This is a genomic window from Pantoea sp. B9002 (assembly GCF_013385945.1).
Lineage (GTDB): Bacteria > Pseudomonadota > Gammaproteobacteria > Enterobacterales > Enterobacteriaceae > Pantoea.
Genome location: NZ_JACAPA010000027.1, coordinates 122,656 through 138,741 on the forward strand (window position 1 = coordinate 122,656; position 16,086 = coordinate 138,741).

Consider the following 16,086-nt stretch of genomic DNA (forward strand, 5'->3'; position numbering starts at 1 on the left):
CGACGTGGCGTGCAGGACTTGAGACGATGCGCATAAAAATCAATGCAGTAGCAGACAGTGAACGCTTTCCCGAATCCGTTGATGTGATTGTTATCGGCGGCGGCATTATTGGCACGTCGGTGAGTTACGAACTGGCAAAACAGGGCGTTTCAGTGGCGCTGTTTGAGAAGGGCGTGATCGGTGGCGAGCAATCCGGCCGCAACTGGGGCTGGGTTCGCCAGCAAAACCGCGATCTGTACGAACTGCCAATGGCGATGCGCAGTTTGCAGCGCTGGGACGAGTTGAGCAGCGAAATCGGCCTCGATCTCGGCTTCTCGCGTCAGGGCATTACTTACGGCACGCAGAGCGAAAGCGACCTGGCACGTTGGGAAGCGTGGGGCAAACAGGCGCAGCAAATTGGCTTCGTCAGCCATTTGATGACCGCGCAAGAGACGCGCGAGCGCATCGGCAATAATTCGCCGTGGGTGGGCGGCGTGTGGTCACCGAGCGATGGACGCGCAGAGCCGTCTCTGGCTGCTCCGGCGATTGCGACCGGCGCGAAAAATCTCGGCGCATCGATCCAGCAAAACTGTGCGGTGCGCGGCCTCGATGTGTCCGGCGGACGCGTCACCGGCGTCTGGACCGAGCGCGGCCTGGTGAAAGCCAACCGCGTAATCTGCTGCGGCGGCGCGTGGAGTTCGCGCTTCTGCAAGCAATATGGCATCGAACTGCCGAGCGCCAATATTCTGGGCACCGCGTTCAAAACCGCGGCGGCGCCTGAAGTGATCAAAGGCTGTCTCAGCACCGGCGGGTTGTGTATTCGCCGTCGTCAGGATGGCAGCTACACCGTGGCGCTCTCCGGACGCGGGCAGATTGATCTCGCGCCGCAAAATATCCGTTACGCCACCAAGTTCTATCCAATGTATCGCAGCAAGATCGCCAAGAAGCTCAAGATGCGCATCAACGGCTCGTTCTTCAACGGCCCGGAAGCCGCCGGTTCGTGGTCCAATCAAGGCGTGTCGCCGTTCGAGAAGATCCGCACCCTCGATCCGGCACCGGATAACGGCATTGTGCAGGAAGCGATGCAGGCGCTGGTGCAGCTTTATCCGGAGTTGAATGGCATTAAAGTGGATCACGCGTGGGGCGGCTGGATTGATACCACGCCGGATCTGGTGCCGGTGATCGATGAGATGACCAGCATGCCGGGCTTGTTTATCGCCTCCGGCTTTAGTGGTCACGGTTTTGGTATTGGGCCAGGCGCAGGCTTGCTGTGTGCGCAGATGGTAAATAACAAACCGCTGTTCACCGATATGAAGCCGTACAGCCTGGCGCGTTTCGCCAAAGGTCAGGCGATCCGTGAACCGCAGATGATGTAAATCTTGCTGAATTCAATCACTGCACATTTCGTAGCGGCGCGATTTATCGCGCAATAAATTGCGCCGCTACGATGCGTGCGCTCTGCTGTAAGGTGCACATTTATTCAACTATACACACCTCACAAAATCACACATCCAACCGATGAATCACGTTCACAAATTCATGTACGCCGCTGTTAATTTCCCGCAGGCTGCGTGACAACACGCTGATTTTATCCTGCTCGGTCACCACAAACTGTTTCACCTCACTGAGCTGCTGCTCCATCTGCGCAATCAGGCTGGCGTTATGTTCCACCACCTGGGTGATCTGCTTAGTCGCGCTGGAAGTAGATGCCGCCAAACGTCGTACTTCGCCCGCCACCACGCTGAATCCGCGTCCCGCTTCACCGGCGCGCGCTGACTCAATCGCCGCATTCAGCGCCAGAATATTGGTTTGCGAGGCAATCAGGTTGATGGTTTCCACCACCTCGCTAATGCTCTTCGCCGAGGCGTTGAGCTCGGCACCGATCGCCGTCGCCGCATTAACCTGCACCGCCACCAGACCGGAGTTGCGGATGGTTTCGTCCAGCACCTCATTGGCGTTATCAGTAATTTGTGAGGTCTCTTCAGACGTCGTCAGCGCGATGTCGGCGACGCGCTTGGCGGCTTCAACGCGCGCAGTAATATCCGAGGCGATTTTGATCACCTTGTACACCTTGCCATCCGCGTCATAAACCGGGTTGTAGCTGGCCTCAAGCCAGATGCGTTCGCCGCTGGCGGTTTTGCGTTCGAAGCGGCCGACAAAGTGCTGGCCTTTCGCCATCTTGCGCCAGAAGTCGGGATTTTCACGGTAGAAGTTATCGAAGCAGAAAATGCGATGATGCTGCCCTACAACCGCAGCCAGCTCGTATCCCATGTGCTTGAGGAAGTTACTGTTGGCCGTGAGGATTTGTCCGTCCGGCGTGAATTCAATCACCGCCATGGAAAGGTCCAGCGCGGTGATCACCGCTTCTTTGTGCTCCAGCTCCTGATGACGTTCTGTAATATCAGATGCTACCTTGATCACTTTGTAAACCTGGCCTTTGTCATCGCTCACCGGGAAATAGGTGGCGCTGAGATAGAAGCGCTGGCCGTGCTTATTGAAGCGCTCAAAAATGCCGGTCACCGATTCGCCCGATGCCAGCGTTTGCCAGAAGGCGAGATAACGTGAGGATTGGCTGTGTTGCGGGCTGCAGAAGATGCGGTGATGCTTCCCCTGAATCTCATTCAGCTGGTAGCCGGTGGTGGCAAGGAAGAGGTGATTGGCGGTGAGAATCTCGCCGTTAGGCGTAAATTCAATCCATGCCACATGCTGTTTGATCGCATTGATATCTTTTGCCACATCGCCACTTTTATAAAACGGCAAGGAAAGACTCGACTTTTTCACACCAAACATGGGAAGCCTCAGGCGATTATTGTGCTGTTGAACGTAATGCGTGCAGCGCAAAATTGGTCACGCCCAACATGCGTCACCTGAGCTGCCCGCAGATTCCCCTTCGCCGTACACTTAAGTGTCTCTTTGCGCCGCAGCGCCGCACGGGGTATGTAATTAACCTACCTGATGTTTTCGAAATGTACCGATCAGAGCGTAGTCGAACTCCGCAACACTAGTATCGGCGGCCTTATTTAAAGGTTTAATTTAAATGCATGTAAAAGGCCTGTTAATAAACTTAAGTTTATTTGCCGCTGCAAACTGGCATAACGCCACCTTCCTGACTAAACAGTTAAACGTCCTTGATATTTTCCTTACGCATTCCTGATGCGATGTTGCGGGTTCGCTTGATGCGCGGACCTTACCTTTTGCCGGTCAGACGCTGCATCTCTGGCCCATCACGGAGTTGATGATGAACAACCACAAATCTGCGCTTTCCGCTGTCGCCATCGCCACACTCACTGCGTTATTGACGCCGGTTCCCGCGCTGGCATGGGATAGCCTGACCGTGTTTGGCGATAGCCTGAGTGATAGCGGCAACGTGGGGCGCTTTACCTTCGATGGTGCACAACATCCTTTATATGACGAGATTCTTGCCGCGCATCTGGGCGAGGATTTACAGCGCTCAACGTTAGGCGGGAGCAATTATGCGCAGGGCGGCGCGGTTTCGGTACCCAAGCTCGATCCTGATTTAAACACCCAGGATCAACTGGCGGGTTATCTCGCTTCAACCGGCGGGCGCGCTGACAGCAATGGTTTGTACATTCATTGGGTTGGCGCCAACGACATCGCCGTTGCCGTCACTAATCCGTTAACCGCCAGTGAAACCATCAGCAACAGCGCCAATCAATCGGTGGCGCAGATTAAAACCCTGCTGGATGCCGGCGCGGGCGCGGTGATTGTGCCCACCGTGCCGCAGCTCGGCTCAACGCCCTATATGATCCAAACGGTGCTACGCGTGCTGGGAAGCGAAGCTACGCCGGCGATGGTGGCAGCGTTTCAGTCGCTGGATGGCGTGACCACGCCAGATAAAGCCGCGCGCCAGCAAGCGGTGCAGGATGCCTTCACGCAAGCGGCAGACGAAGTTTCGTCAGTTCCGGCGGTGCGTGACGCGCTGGCGCAGCAGCTCTACACCGCATGGCAGGAACTGAGCGAGCAGGTTACGGCGCTGTCCGACGGTTATAACCAGCAGGAAGAAGCGGGGCTGGCGAACTTGAATGGCAACATCGTGCGCGTCGATATCGCCGGGTTGTTCGATGAAGTGATTACCAACCCGACGCAATATGGCCTCAGCAACACCATCGGCATCGCTTGTCCGATTGGCACCTCAGCGGATGAGTGCCAATCCAGCACGCCGGGTTTCTCCTCGGCGCAGGATTATCTGTTTGCCGATCGTCTGCACCCGAGCCCAGCGGTGCACGCGATGATCGCCGATTACATCCAGTCGATTCTGGATGCGCCAGCGCAGGTGGCGGCGTTGTCACAATCGCCACTGATGATGGCGCGTGACACGCAAAACACGCTGGACGGACATTTGCAGCAACAGCGTCAACAGCCTGCCAGCGCCGGAAAGTTCACGGTATTTGGCGGCTATGCCGGACAACATGTCGATTATCAGGGCGACAGCTGGAGCGACGGCGATGCCAACACCACCAACTTAACGTTGGGTATCGGTTATCAGATCACCGACAACTGGCAAACCGGCGTACTGTTCTCCAACACCAATCAGCGTCAGGAACCGTCCTCCAACTACGACTACAAACTGCGTGGCAATCTGGTGGCGCTTTACAGCCAGCTGACGGTGTTCGATCAGGGCTGGATCAACGCCGATCTGCACTATGCCGATCTCGATTTCGACAGCATTGAGCGTGATATCCACATCGGCCCAGCCAAACGCACCGAGCAGGGTAGCACCAGCGGTAAATTGCTCGGCATGCGCGTGCAAACCGGCTGGACGCTGCCGATTACTGAAAATCTCAGCACCGGGCCGGTCGCCAGTTACGCGCTGGATTACGGTCGCGTCGGCGGCTACAGCGAGAACAGCGACAGCAGCACCGCGATGCGTTACTCCGATCAAACCACCCATTCACAGATTGGCTCAGTCGGCTGGCGCATTGACAGCAAACAGTGGGTGGTCAATCCGTGGGCGCAGGTGAGTTATAACCATCAGTTTGGCGATACCGATTCCACCGTGCGTGCAGGTTTGAAATCGACGCGCACGTCATTTGAGCGCAGCGTCGAGGCGCGCGATAAAAACTGGCTGGATCTGTCGGTGGGCGCCAACGTGCCGCTCGGCGAAACGGTGAATGCGTTTGCCGGGGTTTCAACCGTTGGCGGTAATAGCGATTACCATCAGGTGACCTGGAATGTCGGTGTGAACGCCACGTTCTAAGCGAACAGGCCAGTAACTAACGGTTACTGGCCTTTTATTAATCGTGCCGCTCAAAGCAATAATCTCTCTACGATAATTCCGTAAATCATCGTTTTGCCGCTGCGCTTTCTTTCACTAATCATGGCCTTGTCGTGAGAGGGATTATTGTCACGAGTAAAAGCCATTGTTTAGGCTGGACCTTATCAACACATTAATTATCAGTTACTTATACTCGTTGTGGCAGTTACTTTCTCTTATTGTTCTAGGGGTAAACCATGGCGAATACAAATCCACAAAATGCGGTCACGGCGGCAGCATCGGTTATTCAGTTGCGCGATGTCGCGGAACTAAAGGCGACAGAGCCTACGACCATCGGCGAACTCGCCACGGTGCTGGAATATACCCGCGGAACCAAAGCGGGCGGCGGCGTATTTCTCTACGACGCAACCGACTCAACTAGCCCGGACGATGGTGGATTAATTATTGTGACGGCGGGGAAAAAACGCTGGAAACGTGTCGTACTGGATTACAACTCAGTTACGGTATTGGATTTTGGCGCGGTGCCGGACGGGAAAACCGACTGCATCGAAGCAGTCAAGCGCATGTATACCTGGTCGCAACGCGTGTTGCCTTCAGCGGGAATTCGCTTTACCGCGGGCGTGTTCAGCATGTCGACGTTCGACATCTCTGATAAAGAGATCAATCGCTTCAAGGTCACCGGCGCATCGGTCAACTTCGGCTATTTCCCTACCACAACACTGGTTTTCAACTGGGAAACCAAACCGCGTGGCCAGCTGTTCTTTAAAGTGCAGGCGCGCTATGCGGAGATCTCGGGAATTGTTGTAAAAGGAATGAGTTCCAACAGCGGCGAAGATGGCGGTACCGCATTTAACACCGTGGGCTTTTACGCCAACACCATTATTGGCGGCCAGTTCTTACGAGTCAGCAGTATGGAGTTCCGCTATCTCGGCGGCAGAGCGTTGGATTTAATTGATACGCTGGATTGTAAAATCGACCAGTTTTATTCGCGCGGCTGTCAGGACAGCATCGTTTACGCTCGCTGGTCCGATCGCCAACAAGGCGCGTGGGATCACTCCACGGCAATTGAGCTGTCGAACTTCAACTTGCAAGGCAACACCAAGAAGCCGGTGCTGGATTTACCGCGCTGTACCCAATCCTTTATCCGCAACGGCTGGATTGAACACGCGGAATTTGCCGGCGATCTCACCAACGGGCAATGGGTGATTGAAGGGCTGGCGATTGAGTCCACTACCAATCCGCTAAAACTCGGTTATTGCCGCGCCACCATTATTCAGAAAAGTATTCATAACCAAAGCGCTGGATTTGATTACAGCACCGAAGGGATTGAGCCGTGGACGCTAATTGGTGAAGGCGATCGTGGCGTATTGGAATTCTCCGATTGGGGGATTATTGCGCAAGGTTCGCTAAGTTATGACTATATTTCCTCCCAGCACCATATGGATAACCGCACCGCCAACAATAAATGGTTTTACGTTGGTGAATTCAATTTCTCCGATGCGACGTCGCAGATTCACGTTCGTGTGGTAGGCACCGCGCAATATAATTCGCAAAGTGAAACCCAGGTCGACTACAGCAATCGCACGCCAGAAGGCGCAACGAATATCTATTTACAGGCGCGTGATGGTGGGAACACGATTGGTAGCTGGTACGGCGAAGGTTCCAGCCCGGTAGTGAAAGTCCATATTTCAGGTAACGGTGCCAGAACTAAGCTCTATGTGAAAATCGCTGCCTATACCGGATTCTCAACCGCGTTGGTAACGACCAATGGTAAAGACCGTTATCAGGCCGGATTGTGTTTTATCTTCCGTAAGAGTTTTACCGCCTGTACCACTGAAGAGAGCGCAACGCTGGATGCGGCACCGATTGTGGCATTTGAGCAGCACTGGATCGGTAACAAAGACGTTGGCTTCGGCTATAACAACAATAAAGAGTTGTTATTGCGTGGAACGGTGATTAAAGGGGAGGTCGAAGAGTATGAACCAGGAAAATATCGCACCCGGCGCTATTTAAAAGTGCGGGTTAATGGCGAAGCGTGGAGTATTCCATTAAACGACGCGGAAAAACCTTATATCTAACTAACAGCCAGCAACCTCGGTTGCTGGCGTAATTTATGACTAATTCACGCCCGAAATATGCACATCCGGCAAGGTATCCCGCACTTCCCAGCCGCGTAATTTGCCCGGATTCAATAAATTATGCGGATCGCAGGCGCGTTTCATTGCCACTACGTCGGCGCGCACCATGCCTTGCTTGCCGTCTTCAATATGAATCACGTGTGGATTATTTATCTTCACGCCGTTAGCGCGGTAAATATCCATAATTGCGTTAAGCCGTTCTTCATCGCGATAACGCACCAGCGGCAAGCCGCTACAGGTAATAGTGCCGTTCATATCGCGCAGAAATTCAATGTGCGACATCACCTCATCGGATAATTGCGCTTCCAGCGCTAACGCCTGCTGTTGATAGTTATCCGCCGCGTAAGCGGTTTGCAGATACGTCAGCGTCTTGTCGATTTTCAGCGCCTGCAGCGTGGTGTGATTCCAGCAGTATTCGATCAGCGAATGGCCGCTGTTTTCACCTTCGGCAAAATGTAGCGCGTTGCGGCCCGCATGTTGGATCAGCAGCGCAGGTAATAGCCCGTCACTTTCGCTGCCCACCACTGAAATCACGCCATGTTTGCCGGCCACATCGGCATCGGCCAGATCGCTGAAGTAATCAAGCACCGGCGCGGCGAACACTGCGATTTGGCGCTTTACCATGCCCGGCGAACGCGCCAGCGCATCGGCAAAGGCCATCGCTGTCGGGAAATCGTTGAAGATATCCAGACGTTCGATCCAGTCGTGGCGCGGTGCCAGCGCCAGTTCAATCTCCAGCACGATGCCGTTGCTGCCGTAAGCGTGATGCAGCAACAGCGCATCTGGCGCTTGCAGGGTGATAATGCGCGGCGTCTCTTCCATGGTCATCAGACGCACCGACAACACGTTGCCCGGCGCGGCCAGCGGACCGTAATTAATCGAACCTACGCCGCCAAATCCGCCACCAAACAGACCGCCGAGCGTCGCCAGTTTCCAGGTGGACGGCATGCAGCGCAGCTCCCAGCCGAGTGGACGCGTATGCGCTTCCAGATCGCCGAGCCGAATGCCCGCCTGCGCGCGCACCGTGCCGTGGCCGACGGCGGTCACGGCGTTGAGGCGCGTCATATCCACCATCAAGCCACCGTGCAGCGGAATCAGCTGACCGTAATTGCCGGTGCCACCGCCACGCAAGTTGAGCGGCACGCGCTGTTTGGTGCAGGCCGCGACGATCAGTGCCAGCTCCTGCTCGTCACGCGGACGCACCGCCAGCTCGGCGAACTTCTCTTCCAGCTGCGGTTTCAGTACCGGGCTAAACCAGTGGAAATCGCGCGACAGACGTTTAACCTTCGGCGCTTCTTTGATCCAGTCAAGTTCAGGCAACGCCGCGACCAGCGCCGCCAGTGCAGACTGGCGATCAGAATCAGACATGTTTATTTCCTATGTTAAAAGGTGTTGCTGCGCCGCACCTGATACATGCACATATCGTAGCGGCGCGATTTATCGCGCTGTTGCAGGCGCACCGTGCCAGCAATGCGCAATAAATTGCGCCGCTACGGTGCGTGCGTGTTTATTAATTGGGGCTCAATTCACTCTCATGCCATGCCGCCAGTACGCGGCGCGTCAGCCACGACATCAGCGCGAACAGCAGGAAACCGGCCAGTGAAATCAGCAGCAGCGCGGCAAACATCAGCGGAATATTAAGCTGATAACCGGCCTGCAAAATCTGGTACGCCAATCCGGTATCGGTGCCGCCGGTGCCGGCGACAAACTCTGCCACCACCGCGCCAATCAGCGACAAGCCGCTGGAGATGCGCAGCGCGCCGAAGAAGTACGGCAGCGCCGAAGGAATACGCAGGCGCAGCAGAATCTGCATGCGTGACGCATGGTTGAGGCGGAAATAGCTCAGCAATCCTGGCGACACGCTGCGCAGACCTTGTGTGGTATTGGAAATTATTGGAAACACTGCCATCAAGGTGGCGCACACCACCAACGACAACGTGGTGTCTTTTACCCAGATAATGATCAGCGGCGCGATAGCGACAATCGGCGTCACCTGCAGGAACACGATGTAGGGAAAGAGGGCGGTTTCAATAAAGCGATTTTGCACCAGCAGAAACGCCACAACTGAGCCAATCACAATCGCCACCGCGAAGGAAATCACGGTGATTTTCAGGGTGTAGAGCAACGACATAAACAGCGTCGGGAAGTTCTGCACCAGACTTTGCGCCACCACTAACGGCGAGGGCACCAGAAACACCGGTACTTTGAAGGTGGTGACCAAAAACTGCCACAGCAGCAGCATGGCGACCGCGACAATGGCGGGGAACAGCCACTGCTGAAATTGACGATGGGCCGCTAACGGTTTCATCATTGACTCTCCTTGCTCGCCGCCAGCAGGCCGCGTTGCAGCTGTTGCGCATAGTGCGTGAAATCCTGGCTGACGCGGAACTCATCGTCGCGCGGCAATGACGTTTCAATGCGGATGTCATCCACCACGCGTCCGGGGCGCGCCGCCATCATGATCACCCGCTGCGACAGGAATACCGCTTCCTGAATTGAGTGGGTGACAAACACCACCGTCAGCTTCTGCTCCTGCCACAAATCCAGCAGATCGCTGTCCAGCTTGTTGCGGGTGATCTCATCCAGCGCGCCAAACGGCTCATCCATCAGCAGCACTTTCGGGCGCGTGACCAGGCCGCGCGCTATCGACACGCGCATCTGCATGCCGCCGGAAAGCTCGCGTGGCAGCACGTGACCAAACTGGCCGAGGCCGACCAGCTCAAGGATTTCGCGCACGCGGGTGTCCGCTTCGGCACGCGGCACGCCTGCCAAATCGAGCGGCAGACGCACGTTTTTGTGCACGTTGCTCCACGGCATCAGCGTCGCTTCCTGGAACACAAACGACAGCGGCAGCTCACGCTGATTTTCTCGACGATCGCGGCGAAACAGCATTAACTTGCCATCGGTGGGCTCAATCAACCCGGCGATCATTTTCAGCAAGGTACTTTTGCCGCAGCCGGACGGGCCGAGCAGCGAGACAAATTCGCCCTGACGAATGGTGAGATCGACCGGCAGCAGCGCGCGCGTGCCGTTGGGGTAGATTTTCTCCGCTGACAGCACCTCAATCGCCGGTGGCGCCGCAGAACGCGGCACCGCTTGCGCATCGGGATTCAGCAGCGTCAGATGGCTGGCGCTATTCATGGCAGAACCTTGACGTCTTGGATGAATTTCAGCGTGTAGCTGCCGTCAAACGGCACTTTGGCCGCATCGATCAGCTTGGTATCGACCAGTAGCTGCCAGGTTTGCTTGAGGCGCGCTTCGGTCATGATGCCGATGCCACCGGTTTGCGCATCGCCGCCGGTCAGCATCTGGTATTTCTTCATCTGCGCAATGCCGAAAGCGATCTGTTCATCGCTCATCTGCGGGTTCTCTTTCTTGATCAGCACGTTGGCGGCGCTTGGATCTTGCAGATAATTCTTCCAGCCCTGCATCGACGCCTTCACAAACGCTGCCACTGCTGCCGGACGTTTCTCGATGGTCGATTTCATGCACACGATGCTGTTGCCGTACGGCGGATAGCCCCAATCGCTGATCGGATAAACATTGGCCTGCGCATTGGCTTTCTGCACCGCAAAAGGCTCGGAGGTGATATAGCCTTGCTGCACCAGATTTTTATCGGCGAGGAACGGCTGAATGCTGAAGGTGTACGGACGCACGCGGGCATTTTTCAGGTTCAGCGCGCTCTGCGCCCACGGCCAATATGAGGTGTAGGCTTCCGCCGCCAGCAGGAAGGTTTTGCCCTGCAAATCAGCCTGATTTTTCACATCCGGATGGGTGAGAAAGGCAATCGCCGAGTGCTGGAAGGTGGTGGCAACCGGCATCGCCTGCACGCCTTGCTGCCAGATTTCCAGCGCCTGCATGTTATCGCTGATGATGCAGTCGGCCTGACCGGCCGCCATCAGCTGCATGGTATGCACCTGCGGACCGCCCATTTTGATGGTGACGTCGAGGCCGGCATCGCGATAGAGATTCTGCGCCTGCGCCTGATAGAAACCGCCGTGTTCGGCCTGCGCATACCAGTTGGTCATAAAGGTGAATTTCTCCGCCGCCATGCTCGGGGCCGAGAGTGCCAGCGCAAGCGCGGCAACAGTGCTCAATGTTTTGTTCATCGTTATTCCCTAGCGAGGTGTTAAAAAGGCGGCTGCGTCGTGGTGATCTAATACTTTGCCTTGCCACTGGCCGGTGCCCCACGCCGGTTCGGCGCGGGTTACCCACGTCATCTGGTGCACTTCGGTGATCACCTGCGCCCAGCTTTCTGCCAGCGAATCGAGGATGGCCGCGCCTTGCTCGGGCGTGGATGGCAAAGGATCGCCAATCACACCGCTTGGGCCGAAATCGTAGGATGCCCATGCCGCCAGCGGTTTGTTGGTCGAAAGCGTCGGGCAGGGGAATTCCGGCGGATAATTAGCGACCGCTTTGTCCATCTGCACGGTATCGGGTGCCAGCGCCAGCATCAGCGCGGTTTCCGCATGTCCGGCGTGCATCGCCATCTGCCGCTCTTTGTCGTCCATAAAGCTTTCCGCGCAGTTCGGCACTTTGAAGGTGTCTTGCATGATGATGATCATGTCGCCGTGGCGCAGACGCAGTTCGCGCGCCGCCATCTGCAACGGCTGCGGCTGGCCGCCGTGACCGTTGACCATTAGGAATTTGCGGAAACCGGCGCGATAGAGTGATTCGCCAATCTCCAGAATGGTGTGCAGCAGGGTTTCGCCGGTCAGCGTCAGCGTGCCGGGAAAATGCAGATGCTCATCCGATTTGCCGTAGGTGATCGGCGGAATGGCGTAAGCCGGAATTTCCGCGGGTAAGCGCGCCAGTGCATGGCCGACCACGCCAGATGAGATCACGCTATCCACCGCGCACGGTAGATGCGGGCCGTGCTGCTCAATCGCGCCGGTTGGCAACACGATCACGGTGTTGGCTTTATTTTCCAGCGTGGCGATGTCGGTCCAGCTCAGGTACGGCAAAAAGCGGTTTGCCGGAATATAACCATGTAACATTTCAACTCCTCGTGTTATTGCGGCAACCACGCCGTGGCTTCAACTTCAATCAAGACGTCCGGACTCGGCAGCATTTCGCTCACCTGCACCACGGTAGAAACCGGCGGCGCATCGGGGAAAAATTGCTTACGCACCCGGCTGTAGTGTGGAAAATGGTCGAGATTGCGGAAGTACTGCACCAGTTTGAAGACATCGCTCATCTGGCCGCCGGCGCTTTCGATGGTGGCGCGGATGCTCTCCAGCACGTACCAGCTCTGCGCCAGAATCGGTCCCTCTTTAATGTCAGTGGAGAACTCGCCGGTGCGGCCAAGCAGCTGTTGCGCCGCGGCGGGAATGTCGTCGTAGCCGCGCACAATGGTGGCGGTTTGCGGATTCACCGGGATAATGCCGGAGAGGAAAATGAAGTCACCCGCGCGTCGCCACGCGGCATATTTCGCCAGCGGTTTTCCCGCTCCTTCATCAAGCGCCATCTGTTGTTTCTCCATAACGCACCCCCATTTTCAGCCGATAGCGCTGACGTTGACGCAACGGCCAGCTCGCCACATCGGCATGCGGAAAAATCACTAAATCATTGGCCAGCAGCGCGCGGCGTTGGCAGATCAGCGCGGAGGCCTGATCAAACGCCGCGCCCAGTTGCAGGCTCAGCAAACCGCTGAACAGCGTATCGAGCGGGTCGTAACTGCCAAACGGACAGAACGCGTCCTGCACGTTGTCAGCACCGAGCAGCAGCGGCATGCCCAGCGCCTGCGCCTCTTTCACCAGCGTTAAACCGCGCAGACGCGGCGTGCGGCCGGGCACCGCATCCTGCAGCAGCAGGTTGGTGAGCGGCAGCGCAATCAATGTCACATTGTGTTGCGCCAGCACGGCAAGAATCTGTTGCGCATCCTCCTGCTGCGACAGCGCGCAGCTGTGGCTGCAGGTGATCGCGCCGCTAAACGGGTGCTGTTGCAAATAGTGCGCCAGCCAGCGCAATCCCTGAGCTTCGACGTTAAGTTCTTCATCAATATGCAGATCGATATCCAGCTGCCACAGTTCGGCGGCCTGCATCAGATGCTGAAACGCCTGCGCATCCCAGTTGCTGCTGTGAATAAAGCCGCCTAACAGCGCGCCGGGCCCGCTGGTCGCAACCTGCGCGGCAATATGCTGCGCATCGCTGGCGTCGGCAAAGAAGGTGAGCGGCGCGAGGGCCACGCGCTCAATGCTGCACAGCGGATGGTGCAGATCGCCAATCACTTGCCACGCTAATGGTGCATCGACGGAGAACCAGTCGATATGGGTGCGCAGCAAACCGACGCCGGCTTCTACCGCCCAGCGCAGCGCCTGGCTGGCGCGCTGCTGCAAATCTGCTGCGTTCCAGTGCGCGCGGTCCTGATGCATGGCGGCAATCGCGGCCAGCAAACCGGGCTGTTGCGCCGGACTGCGCTGGATAGTGAAGGTTTTATCCAGATGCGCGTGCGGCTCGATAAACGCGGGCAGCACCAGCGCGCCGTTGAGCGGCAGATAATCAGCGGGTGCTGCTGCATGGTCGGGTTCGAATTGCAGGCCCGCGGCGTGGAAATTTAAGGTCGCCAGATGAGGTTGATTGTTGGCTTCAGGCCAGTTTTCTGGCAGCAGCCAGCGGGGTAAACGTGCGCCGGTCGCACCCGGATAGCCGCTCATAGATCCAGTACCAATAAAGGTGAACGCGCGCGCGAGCAGCACAGCACGATGCAATCATTGGCCGCGCGCTCATGGTGGCTCAGCACATCATCACGGTGATCCGGCTCGCCCGCTAACACGCCGGTGATGCAGGCACCGCACATGCCTTGTTCGCAGGAGAGTTCAATCTCAATCCCTGCCTCTTCAAGCACTTCAGCGATAGTTTGTTGCTCACCTACGGCAAAGCGTGCGCCGGAAGAGGCGATCTCCACTTCGAACGCACCGCCAACCGCCAGCGTCGTTGTGGGTTGGAAGCGCTCGCTGTGCAGCTGTGCTTCCGCCCAGCCATGTTGCAACGCCAGCTGCTGCAAATGATGCATAAAACCCGCCGGGCCGCAGAACACTAGCGCAGCGTTGTCGGGCTGGGTGAGAGCTTCGGGAACGTGCTGGCGCAGGCTGTCGCCTTCGCTGCTGTAATGAATGACGGCGCGCGCGCCGAGATTGTTCAGGCGTTGGCTGAAAGCCAGTTGGTCGGCGCGTTTCAGGTAAAGGTGCAGGGTGAAATCCGCCTGACGCGCCGCCAATGCTTCGGCCATCACCAGCAGCGGCGTCAAGCCGATGCCGGCGGCAAACAGCAGCGTGCGCGGCACGTGCGGCAGCGGAAAGTGGTTGCGTGGCGCGGATATCTCTAGCTTATCGCCGATGGTCAACTGCTGATGCAGCCAGCGCGATCCGCCGGTTGAACACTCATCCAGGCGCACGCAGATTTCATAGTGATCGGCTGGCGCAGAGCAGAGCGAATACTGGCGTTTACCGCCGTCGGGAATGAGCACATCAATATGCGCGCCGGGCGTGAAGGCGGGCAGCGGCTGCCCGTTGCAACTCGCCAGCGTCAGTAACACATTGCCTGCACCGTTGAACTGCTTTGCGATGACGGTGACGGCGAGAGGAGTGAATTTCATCATCTTTCTGCCTGAACAGGGATGTCATCGGCTGCGAGGCCGCGCAAACCCTTGTTTTTCTCATGGCAGCGATTATTATTTTGCCCATGTGTAAGCGTCCATCTGTTTAATTCGCATGATGCGTTGCAAAAAAGAGAGCACCCCTAATGTTCGCCTTCTCCCGATTTCTGCTCTATTTCACTGAGGTGGCCCGCCAGGGTTCGCTGCGCAAGGCTTCTGAGGTGCTGCATGTCTCGGCATCGTCGATCGATCGGCAGATTCTGCGCGTGGAGGAACAGCTGGATATGCCGCTGTTTGAGCGCCATCCATCAGGATTACGTATGACTGCGGCGGGTGAGATCCTGCTTAATGCGGCGAAAAACTGGCAGCGGGATTTTGGCCGCGTTTGTACGCAGCTGGATGATTTGCGCGGATTACGTCATGGGCATGTGCATATCGCCACCATTGATGCGATTAATCGCGGCTTCTTTTCATCGATTTTGCAGCGCATTCGCAGCGACTATCCCGGCATCTCCTTCACGCTGACCACCATGAGCAACATCCATATCGCCAATGCGCTGACCTCAGGCGATGCGGATTTCGGCATCATGCTCAATCCGCAGAGTTCGCGCGAGCTGCTGGTGAAGTCGTTTGCCGATTTACGTCTGGGTATTGTGGTGAGCAGCCAACATCCGCTGGCAAATCTGGAGTCGATCCGCTTCAGCCACTGCGAATCCTGGCCGTTTATCGTGCCCGCCGCACCGCTGATGCTGGCCGATCCGCTGGAAGCGTTGATCAACAGTTCGGGCATTAAGATCAACGAAGTGGCGCGTACCAATAATATTCATATGCTGCGTTCGCTGGTGCGCGATGATGTGGGGATTAGCCTGATGTGCTGGCTGGATATCGTTGATGAGTATCGGCGTGGCGAACTGAAGTTTATCCCGCTGATCGATACGGTGCTGAAACCGTTTACTTTGTCGCTGTGTGTTGCGCCGCAGCGCCAGCTTTCGATTGCGGCTTCGATGATGCTGCGCGAGCTGGAGTCGTTTTTTGCGCTGATGCAGAGTGAGGAGCTGCTGGCTTAGGCTGGTGCGGTTTAAAACCAGGTGCGCATAAATGCGCACCCTACGGCATATGTAGATACCGTCTTGCCA

General features: G+C 56.7%; 13 protein-coding genes. 4 read left to right on the forward strand and 9 right to left on the reverse strand.

Annotated features, from left to right (window positions below):
• Nucleotides 1–26 precede the first annotated feature (26 nt).
• Nucleotides 27–1,355 carry an FAD-binding oxidoreductase gene (locus tag HX773_RS14820; RefSeq protein ID WP_176972156.1) on the forward strand — a complete coding sequence of 443 codons (1,329 nt, stop codon included), beginning with the start codon at nt 27–29 and terminating at the stop codon, nt 1,353–1,355.
• A gap of 127 nt (nt 1,356–1,482) precedes the next feature.
• Here the strand turns inward: HX773_RS14820 and HX773_RS14825 are convergent, their stop codons facing one another.
• Complete coding sequence (locus tag HX773_RS14825; RefSeq protein WP_176972157.1) at nt 1,483–2,769, reverse strand: PAS domain-containing methyl-accepting chemotaxis protein; 1,287 nt, start codon at nt 2,767–2,769, stop codon at nt 1,483–1,485.
• Between the two features lie 448 nt (nt 2,770–3,217).
• Here HX773_RS14825 and HX773_RS14830 point away from each other — a divergent pair, with 448 nt between their 5' ends.
• The gene (locus HX773_RS14830) at nt 3,218–5,197 is read left to right on the forward strand and encodes an autotransporter outer membrane beta-barrel domain-containing protein (RefSeq protein WP_176972158.1); all 1,980 of its coding nucleotides are present in this window, start codon (nt 3,218–3,220) and stop codon (nt 5,195–5,197) included.
• 254 nt (nt 5,198–5,451) lie between these two features.
• The gene (locus tag HX773_RS14835; RefSeq protein WP_176972159.1) at nt 5,452–7,293 is read left to right on the forward strand and encodes a hypothetical protein; all 1,842 of its coding nucleotides are present in this window, start codon (nt 5,452–5,454) and stop codon (nt 7,291–7,293) included.
• A gap of 39 nt (nt 7,294–7,332) precedes the next feature.
• On the opposite strand, the gene HX773_RS14840 is transcribed toward HX773_RS14835, so the two are convergent.
• The 8 genes from HX773_RS14840 to HX773_RS14875 all read right to left on the reverse strand — a co-directional run bounded on the left by HX773_RS14840 (nt 7,333) and on the right by HX773_RS14875 (nt 14,950).
• Complete coding sequence (locus HX773_RS14840; RefSeq protein ID WP_176972160.1) at nt 7,333–8,721, reverse strand: FAD-binding oxidoreductase; 1,389 nt, start codon at nt 8,719–8,721, stop codon at nt 7,333–7,335.
• A gap of 142 nt (nt 8,722–8,863) precedes the next feature.
• The gene (locus HX773_RS14845) at nt 8,864–9,664 is read right to left on the reverse strand and encodes an ABC transporter permease (RefSeq protein WP_176972161.1); all 801 of its coding nucleotides are present in this window, start codon (nt 9,662–9,664) and stop codon (nt 8,864–8,866) included.
• Nucleotides 9,661–10,494: an ABC transporter ATP-binding protein gene (locus HX773_RS14850; RefSeq protein WP_176972162.1), complete on the reverse strand. Its 834-nt coding sequence runs from the start codon at nt 10,492–10,494 to the stop codon at nt 9,661–9,663. The genes HX773_RS14845 and HX773_RS14850 overlap by 4 nt, the downstream gene beginning before the upstream one ends.
• Entirely contained in the window at nt 10,491–11,462 is a 972-nt protein-coding gene (locus tag HX773_RS14855; RefSeq protein WP_176972163.1) for an ABC transporter substrate-binding protein, read from the reverse strand. Before HX773_RS14855 ends, HX773_RS14850 begins: the two co-directional genes overlap by 4 nt.
• 9 nt (nt 11,463–11,471) lie before the next feature.
• The gene (locus HX773_RS14860) at nt 11,472–12,350 is read right to left on the reverse strand and encodes a creatininase family protein (protein WP_176972164.1); all 879 of its coding nucleotides are present in this window, start codon (nt 12,348–12,350) and stop codon (nt 11,472–11,474) included.
• Between the two features lie 14 nt (nt 12,351–12,364).
• Nucleotides 12,365–12,820, reverse strand: a complete 456-nt coding sequence (locus HX773_RS14865) for a RidA family protein (RefSeq protein ID WP_176972175.1) — start codon at nt 12,818–12,820, stop codon at nt 12,365–12,367.
• Nucleotides 12,810–14,009, reverse strand: coding sequence for an amidohydrolase family protein (locus HX773_RS14870; protein WP_176972165.1), 1,200 nt, complete (start codon nt 14,007–14,009; stop codon nt 12,810–12,812). Before HX773_RS14870 ends, HX773_RS14865 begins: the two co-directional genes overlap by 11 nt.
• Nucleotides 14,006–14,950 carry a 2Fe-2S iron-sulfur cluster-binding protein gene (locus tag HX773_RS14875; RefSeq protein WP_370463612.1) on the reverse strand — a complete coding sequence of 315 codons (945 nt, stop codon included), beginning with the start codon at nt 14,948–14,950 and terminating at the stop codon, nt 14,006–14,008. The genes HX773_RS14870 and HX773_RS14875 overlap by 4 nt, the downstream gene beginning before the upstream one ends.
• A gap of 146 nt (nt 14,951–15,096) precedes the next feature.
• On the opposite strand from HX773_RS14875, the gene HX773_RS14880 reads away from it, so the two are divergent.
• Nucleotides 15,097–16,017 carry a LysR family transcriptional regulator gene (locus tag HX773_RS14880; RefSeq protein ID WP_101761445.1) on the forward strand — a complete coding sequence of 307 codons (921 nt, stop codon included), beginning with the start codon at nt 15,097–15,099 and terminating at the stop codon, nt 16,015–16,017.
• The last annotated feature ends 69 nt before the right edge of the window (nt 16,018–16,086 follow it).